Genomic DNA, 6,270 nt, shown 5'->3' with positions numbered 1-6,270 from the left:
GCGCCTGGGCGCCGTTCGGGGCTGGGGTGACGGGCTGGGGTCGGCGTGAAGAGCAGTTTCTTAGCGGCGAGCCGGAGGTGCGATTGTGGGGCGGGTCAGCCCTGGATTTTGCGGGGTTTGGTGGACCATTCTTTTTCGCGGAGCTGGAATTTCTGGATTTTGCCGGTGGAGGTCTTGGGGAGTTCGGCGACGAACTCGATCTCGTCGGGGACCTTGAAGCCGGCCAGGCGGGCGCGTACGTGGGCGGTCAGGTCCTCCTTGGTGGGTGCGGTGTTCTCGCGGAGCACGACGAAGGCTTTGGGGCGTTCGCCCCAGTGGTCGTCCGGGATGGCGACGACCGCGACCTCCTGGACAGCCGGGTGGGAGTCCAGGGCGGTCTCGACCTCGACGGTGGAGATGTTCTCGCCGCCGGAGATGATGATGTCCTTGGCGCGGTCGCGCAGTTCCACGTAGCCGTCGGGGTGGCGGACTCCCAGGTCGCCGGAGTGGAACCAGCCGCCGCGGAAGGCTCGGGCGGTGGCCTCGGGGTCCTCGTGGTATCCGGCCATGACGTTGTTGCCGCGCATCACGATCTCGCCCAGGGTCTCGCCGTCGGCGGGGACGTCGTTCATGTCCTCGTCCACGACGCGCAGGCCGTCGGTCTGGAGCATGCCGACGCCCTGGCGGGCGAGGAGGCGGGGGCGGTCCGAGGCGGGCCAGTCACTCTGCGGCTCGCACACGGAGTACGGGCCGTAGGTCTCGGTCAGGCCGTACACGTGGACGAGCCGGGCGCCCAGTTCCTCCATGCGGGCGATGATCGTGGGGGTGGGCGGGGCGGCGGCCGTGGTGATGGTCAGGGGGCGGGGCAGGCGGTGGGCCTGCGGGGCGTCGGCGATCATGCGGAGGACGGTCGGGGCGCCGTTGAGGTGGGTGACGCCCTCGGCGTCCAGCAGTTCCCAGATCCGGTCGGGGTCGACGGTGCGCAGGCACACCTGGGTTCCGCCGATGGCGGCCAGCGCCCAGCCCGTGCACCAGCCGTTGCAGTGGAACATCGGCAGCGTCCACAGGTACACGCTGTCGGGCGTGTGCCCCGAGTGGACGATCTCGCCGAGCGCGTTGAGGTACGCGCCGCGGTGGGTGTAGACCACGCCTTTGGGACGGCCGGTGGTGCCCGAGGTGTAGTTGATGGAGATCGGCGCGTTCTCGTCGTCCACCGCCCAGGGCAGAGGGTCGTCGGAGCCGCGTTCCAGGAACTCCTCGTAGGAGATCCCGCCCACGGCCGGGTCGGGGGTGATGCCGGGGGCGGGCACGGTGACGATCTCGTCCGGCAGGCCGCCCGGGGCGATGGTGGGGTGCAGGCCGGCGTCCACCACGAGCACCTTGGCGCCGGAGTGGTCACAGATGTAGCGGACCTCCTCGGGCGCGAGCCGGGTGTTGATCGCCACCAGCACCGCCCCGGCGAGCGGGACGGCGAACTGCGCCACGAGGGCTTCGGGGACGTTCGGCGCCAGGTAGGCCACCCGGTCGCCCGGTCGGACGCCCAGGGAGCGCAGCGCGTGCGCGACCCGGGTGGCGTGCGCGGCGAACTCGGCGTAGGTGCTGCGCCGGTCGCCGTAGGCGATCGCGGTCTTGGCGGGGAACACCTCCGCGGACCGCGCGAGGAAGGACAGCGGGCTCAGCGGCGTGTACACGGTGACCTCCGGGGCGGGACGGCTGGGTCTTCCATGCTGCCGTCAGCCCTCGCCCCCGGCCAGACCGTGGAGGAGGAGGCGGGTCAAGGTGTCGACGATCTCCTCGTCCGTCGCGGCCGGGCGGTTCTCGCCCGCGGTGAGCACCGCGTAGCCGAGCATCGCGATCATCGCGCCCATCGCGGCGGCGACCAGCCGGGGGTCGCCGGGCAGGGTACGGCCGCGGTCGCGGGCGTACTCCAGATGCTCGCGGAAGGTCTCGGTCTCGGCGGCCAGCATCGCCCACAGCCTGCCGGAACGCGGGTCGTCGGCCATGACCGACTGCATCTGCGCCACCACCACCGGCAGGTGGTCGCGGTAAACGTTCCAGGCCACCGCCAGGTGCTCGCGGAGCTGGACGGGGTCGGTCAGGTCGTGGTCGCGGGGGTGCTCGCCGGCGCGGATCTCGGCGTCGGCCTGGGCGCCCATGTCCGCCATCAGCGACTGGAGCAGCTCCTCCTTGCCGGCGAAGTGGTCGTAGAACGAGCCGGTGGCACGGCCGGCCGCCGCGGTGATGTCGGTGATCTTGGTGTTGAGGTAGCCGCGCTCCATGAACAGGCGGCGGGCGGCCGCCTTCAGCGCCTCCCGCGTCTCGGCGGCCCGCGCCTTCCGGACGCCTCCCTTGCCCACTGCTCCTCCTTGGGTCATCATACTGAAGCCCAATTCGCCGAATATATATTCGGTGAATGAGGATTCGGGAGGATGGCAACCGGGTGATCGTGGCGGGCGGCGGCGTGGCCGGGGCGGCGAGCGCGATCGGGTTCCGGCGGATCGGCGCGGAGGTGACGGTGTACGAGGCGTACGAGGACCCGGCCGGCCCGGTCGGGTCCTTCGTGAGCCTGTCCGCCAACGGGCTGCGTGGCCTGGACACGCTGGGGTGCCTGGATCGGGTCAGGGACGCGGGCTTCGCGCTGCCACTGCAGCGGATGTGGGCGAGCAACGGCCGGTTGCTGGGCGAGGTGGCTCGGGGACGGCTCTCCGCCGACCCGATGTACAGCATCACGCTCTGGCGTGGGCGGCTCGTCGAGGAGCTACGGAAAGAGGCGGTACGGCTCGGTGCGCGCGTGGTCACCGGGGAACGGCTGGTGGACGCGGAGCGCCTTGAAGCCGGGGGCGTGCGGGCCGCGTTCGCAGGAGGCCGCACCGACGAAGCGGACCTGCTGGTGGGCGCGGACGGCATCCGGTCCGCGACCCGGCGAATCCTCGACCCGGGTGCGGCCGAACCCTCGTACGGCGGCTACTACACCGTGCCGGGCATCAGCGCGGGCGGCGGCGCGGACCTCGCCCCCGGCACGTTCAACCTGACCTTCTCGCGGGCCGGAGCGTTCATCGCGATCCCCGTCCCGGACGGGACCGTGTGGTGGGCGGCCCAGGTCGCGGCGCCGGACAAGCCCGATGCCGGCATCGGCCTGGACGCGCTGGCACGGCTCTACCGGTACGAGGAGCAGCCGTCCGCCGTGCTGCGCGAGGCGAGGGAGCTACACCGTCCCACGGCGCATCACCTCCTGGAGGACGTGCGGGTGTGGCAGCGCGCGCCGATGGTACTGGTGGGCGACGCCGTCCATCCGGTCGGAGCGGGGCAGGGGGCGTCCATGGCGATCGAGGACCCCGCCGTGCTCGCACACGCCGTCATGTCCGCGGCGTCCCTGCCCGAGGCGCTGGAAACGTACGAGCGCGGCAGGCGGGGCCGCACCGCCAAGCTGATGAAGATGGCGGGCGCCAACCGCGAGTCCAAGACGGCGGGACCGGTGGCGCGCCGCGTCCAGAACGCCGTCATGCCACTGGTGCTGCGCTTCTTGTACGAGCGGTCGACCTCCTGGCTCTACACCCACGAACTGGAGCCGCTGCCCCGGGTCAGCGGGCGCGCAGGGTGAGGCCCAGGTTCTGGAACTGCTCGACGGGACGGTGGTAGCCCCGCTCGATGTGGTGGACGCCGCGCAGCGTGGACGGCCCCTCGGCCACGGCGGCGGCGAGGACGGCGGAGAACCCGGCCCTGATGTCCGGCATGGTGACGTCGTTGCCGCGCAGCTTGGTGACCCCGCGGACCACGGCCGAGTGCAGGGCGCTGGTGTCGTGGTACCGGCAGGCGGGGCCGCCCAGGCACGTGTCGTACACCTCGATCTCCGCGCCCATGGACTTGAGCGCGGGCACGTAGGCCAGCCGGTTCTCGTACACGGTCTCGTGCAGCACCGACATGCCGTCCGCCTGCGTGAACAGCACCATCAGCGGGGTCTGCCAGTCGGTGGCGAAGCCGGGGTGGGTGTCGGTCTGGACGGCGGCGGGCCGCAGCCCGTCCGGCGCGGACGCCATGATCCACTCATCGGTGATCTCGAACCCGGCGCCCATCTTGGCCAGCGTGGTGATGGCGGTGACCAGCCGGTCCTGCGGGCAGCCGTGCACCCGGACCTCGCCGCGGGTGACCAGCCCCGCCACCAGGTAGGAGAACGCCTCGATCCGGTCGCCGGCCAGGGTGGTCTCCGCGCCGTTCAGCCGGTCGACGCCCTCGACCACGATCCGGCGGTCGGGGGCGAAGGCGATCCCCGCGCCCATCCGCTGCAGGAACAGCGCCAGCTCGATGATCTCCGGCTCGGTGGCGGCGTTGCGGATCACCGTCTTGCCCTCGGCGAGAACGGCGGCCAGCAACACCGTCTCGGTTGCGCCGACGCTGGGATAGGGCAGCTCGATCCGGGTGCCGCGCAGCCGGGACGCGCGGGCGTGGATGCCGTCCTCGGCGATCTCCACCTCGGCGCCCAGCGCGCGCAGCGCGTCCACGTGGAAGTCGACCGGGCGGCGGCCGATCGGGTCGCCGCCCACCAGCGGCACGAACGCCTCCCCGGCGCGGTGCAGCAGCGGGCCCAGCATCAGGATCGGGATCCGGTTCAGTCCGGTGAACGCCTTGGGCACGTCCGGCTCGGTCACCGGTCCCGTGGTGATGTCCAGGCGGTCGCCGGACCGCTCCACATGCGTGCCGAGATGCTCCAGCATGGCCGCGGTGATGCCGACCTCGCCCACATCGGGCGCGTTGCGGATGATGCTGGGGCCGTCGCCGAGCATGGCGGCCACCATGTGCTTGCTCACCGCGTTCTTGGCCCCGCGCACGGTGACGTCGCCGCGCAACGGCCCGGACGGCTCGATCTCCCACACCTTTTCGGTCACCCGAGCAGCCTACGGCCGCTCGCGGCGCGGCCCAACCGGAACGAGCGGCCTCATACCTGTTCGGGCACGGGTGGGGTTATCGGCTTCGCTTGGAGCGCGGAGTCATGGGAACATCTTGATCTCAACGTCGCGCCTCCGGAGGAACGCATGAGCAACTACCCGCCCGGCCCTCAGACCTACCCGTCAGGGGCCGGCGGCTACGGCGCCCCGCCCCCCAACCATCTCGTCTGGGCCATTCTGACCACCATCTTCTGCTGCCTTCCCGCCGGCGTGGTGTCGATCGTGTTCGCGGCGCAGGTGAACTCCAAGTGGGCGTCGGGCGATCAGGCGGGCGCCTACAGCGCGTCCAAGAACGCCAAGACCTGGGCCATCGTCTCGGCCGTCGCGGGCGTGGTCGTCGCCGTGATCTATGGCCTGCTCATCGCGCTCGGCGCGCTGAGCACCAGCGGGAGTGGCGGCCTCTGACGGCCGCCGACCTTCGCGTACGCGCGGCCGCGGGCAGGCTGGCGGCCCCGCTGGGGACGCTCGCGCTGGCGGCGGCCGCGCTCACGGTGGTCGCGGTCGTCGATCCCAACGAGCCCGGCCACTACCCGACCTGCCCGTTCCTGACCCTGACCGGGTACCAGTGCCCGGGCTGCGGGTCGCTGCGGACCCTCCATGCCCTGGCCCACGGCGACCTGGCGGCGGCGCTGGCGCTGAACGTGTTCACGGTCGCGATGCTGCCCGTCCTGGCGTTCTTCTGGACGCGGTGGACCCTGGCCGGCGCGCGGGGACGGCCGGCCCGCGTCCGGGCGGGCGATCCGCGGCTGATCTGGGGCCTTCTCGGGCTCGTGCTGGCCTTCTGGGTGGTGCGGAACCTGCCGTTCGGGGCGTTCCTGGCCGCTTGAGGCCCCGGTCAGGTCACGGGGACGATCTCGGCGCCGGCCAGGCGGCCGTCCCGGATGTCCAGCAGCCCCAGCGTCCCGTGGGGCCGGCGGCGCCGGTCGGTGGGCGAGCCCGGATTGAAGATCCGCAGATCGGGGCCCGCCTCGTCCAGCGGGATGTGGGAATGCCCGAAGACGACCAGATCGGCGTCGGGGAACCAGCGCCGCATCCGGGCGAGCCGGCCCTGCTTCTGCCCGCTGTCGTGCACCATCGCCACGCGCAGCCCGTCCAGGTCCAGCTCCAGGCGCTCGGGGGCGCCCCACTCGGCGACGTCCGGGCCGTCGTTGTTGCCGAGGACCGCGTGGACGGGCGCGTACTGGGCGAGCTCGTCCAGGACGGCGGCGGTGCACACGTCACCGGCGTGCAGGATCAGGTCGGCGTCCCGCAGGTGCGCGGCCACCGCGGGCGGGCAGGACCGCCAGCGCCGCGGCGCGTGCGTGTCGGCGAGTGCCACCACTTTCACCCTCCCGTTCTACCCCCTTCG

The 6,270-nt window shown here is 72.2% G+C and carries 7 protein-coding genes; 3 read left to right on the top strand and 4 right to left on the bottom strand.

Annotated features, from left to right (window positions below):
- Nucleotides 1-95 precede the first annotated feature (95 nt).
- Both ACGWYJ_RS22805 and ACGWYJ_RS22800 read right to left on the bottom strand, forming a co-directional pair.
- On the bottom strand, nt 96-1,670 hold the full coding sequence (locus ACGWYJ_RS22805) for a long-chain-fatty-acid--CoA ligase (RefSeq protein WP_395108280.1): 1,575 nt from the start codon (nt 1,668-1,670) through the stop codon (nt 96-98).
- 42 nt (nt 1,671-1,712) lie between these two features.
- Entirely contained in the window at nt 1,713-2,336 is a 624-nt protein-coding gene (locus ACGWYJ_RS22800) for a TetR/AcrR family transcriptional regulator (RefSeq protein ID WP_395108279.1), read from the bottom strand.
- A 56-nt stretch (nt 2,337-2,392) separates the two neighbouring features.
- Between ACGWYJ_RS22800 and ACGWYJ_RS22795 the strand changes: the two genes are divergently transcribed.
- Nucleotides 2,393-3,580 carry an FAD-dependent oxidoreductase gene (locus tag ACGWYJ_RS22795; RefSeq protein WP_395108278.1) on the top strand — a complete coding sequence of 396 codons (1,188 nt, stop codon included), beginning with the start codon at nt 2,393-2,395 and terminating at the stop codon, nt 3,578-3,580.
- Here ACGWYJ_RS22795 and murA read toward each other — a convergent pair.
- Entirely contained in the window at nt 3,561-4,862 is a 1,302-nt protein-coding gene (gene murA, locus ACGWYJ_RS22790) for a UDP-N-acetylglucosamine 1-carboxyvinyltransferase (RefSeq protein ID WP_395108277.1), read from the bottom strand. The genes ACGWYJ_RS22795 and murA overlap by 20 nt on opposite strands.
- A gap of 147 nt (nt 4,863-5,009) precedes the next feature.
- Here murA and ACGWYJ_RS22785 point away from each other — a divergent pair, with 147 nt between their 5' ends.
- Together ACGWYJ_RS22785 and ACGWYJ_RS22780 are read left to right on the top strand one after the other, a co-directional pair.
- Nucleotides 5,010-5,327, top strand: a complete 318-nt coding sequence (locus ACGWYJ_RS22785; RefSeq protein ID WP_395108276.1) for a CD225/dispanin family protein — start codon at nt 5,010-5,012, stop codon at nt 5,325-5,327.
- An 86-nt stretch (nt 5,328-5,413) separates the two neighbouring features.
- Nucleotides 5,414-5,749 (top strand): DUF2752 domain-containing protein, encoded by a 336-nt coding sequence (locus tag ACGWYJ_RS22780; RefSeq protein WP_395108275.1) that lies wholly within the window; start codon nt 5,414-5,416, stop codon nt 5,747-5,749.
- Nucleotides 5,750-5,757: 8 nt separating this feature from the next.
- On the opposite strand, the gene ACGWYJ_RS22775 is transcribed toward ACGWYJ_RS22780, so the two are convergent.
- The gene (locus tag ACGWYJ_RS22775; RefSeq protein ID WP_395108274.1) at nt 5,758-6,240 is read right to left on the bottom strand and encodes a metallophosphoesterase family protein; all 483 of its coding nucleotides are present in this window, start codon (nt 6,238-6,240) and stop codon (nt 5,758-5,760) included.
- Nucleotides 6,241-6,270 lie beyond the last annotated feature (30 nt).

The sequence above is a fragment of the Actinomadura sp. SCN-SB genome (assembly GCF_043906805.1).
Classification (GTDB): domain Bacteria; phylum Actinomycetota; class Actinomycetes; order Streptosporangiales; family Streptosporangiaceae; genus Spirillospora.
The sequence above is the reverse complement of the archived record's forward strand: the minus strand, read 5'-3'. Positions and strand labels throughout refer to the sequence as shown.

Excerpts from the sequence above, each read along its gene's own strand:
- ACGWYJ_RS22795 (WP_395108278.1), top strand. The coding sequence starts at position 2,393 with ATGAGGATTCGGGAGGATGGCAACCGGGTGATCGTGGCGGGCGGCGGC.
- ACGWYJ_RS22785 (WP_395108276.1), top strand. The coding sequence starts at position 5,010 with ATGAGCAACTACCCGCCCGGCCCTCAGACCTACCCGTCAGGGGCCGGC.